The organism is Spongiactinospora gelatinilytica (genome assembly GCF_003236385.1).
In the GTDB taxonomy this organism is placed as follows: domain Bacteria; phylum Actinomycetota; class Actinomycetes; order Streptosporangiales; family Streptosporangiaceae; genus Spongiactinospora; species Spongiactinospora gelatinilytica.
This window is the reverse complement of record NZ_POUA01000825.1, coordinates 1-557: the sequence shown is the minus strand read 5'-3', so window position 1 is coordinate 557 and position 557 is coordinate 1. Positions and strand designations below refer to the sequence as shown.

Sequence of the window (557 nt, the reverse complement as noted above, 5' to 3'; positions counted from 1 at the left end):
GGAAACGGAGCCATGAACCTGGTCATGGTCATCGGGGAGGGCACAGCCGACCGGGAAACCGGCGGAAGACAGGCCCCGAGCCCTACCGTCAGGAGAAGCAACCGCGCCAGCTCCCGACCCTACACCGGGCTTCGCGGAGTTGTAGTACGAGGACGGCCTTGACGAGTTGACCGGCGCGGCGCGGACAGCAGCGGAGTTTGCGCAGAATACGCCAGGTCTTCAGTTGTGCGTTGGCGCGTTCTCCTGGTCCGCGGAGCCTGGCGTGAGCGGCATTGGCATCTTTTTGGGACTGTGGCTTGCCCTTGCCCTTGCCCTTGTACGGCACCAGCACGTGCCCACCAGCACCTGGATCACCCCGGGTTGGTTGGAGGCTCCTGAACCTGAAGGGTGAGGAGCTATGGCACCACCGAGGAAGTACAGCTCTGAACTGCGTGAACGTGCGGTTCGGATGGTCTTTGAGCTTCGTGAGCAGACGGGCGAGCGGACAGGCGCGATCGCCCGGGTCGTAGACAAGCTCGGGGTGCGTCGGGAGGCGTTGCGGACGTGGATCCGGCAGG

Annotated in this window: 1 pseudogene; it reads right to left on the bottom strand. The window is 64.6% G+C overall.

The annotated features are described in order from the left end of the window. Positions 1-88: 88 nt before the first annotated feature. A pseudogene (locus tag C1I98_RS39610) lies at positions 89-334 on the bottom strand (transposase family protein); the annotation flags it as partial. Positions 335-557 lie beyond the last annotated feature (223 nt).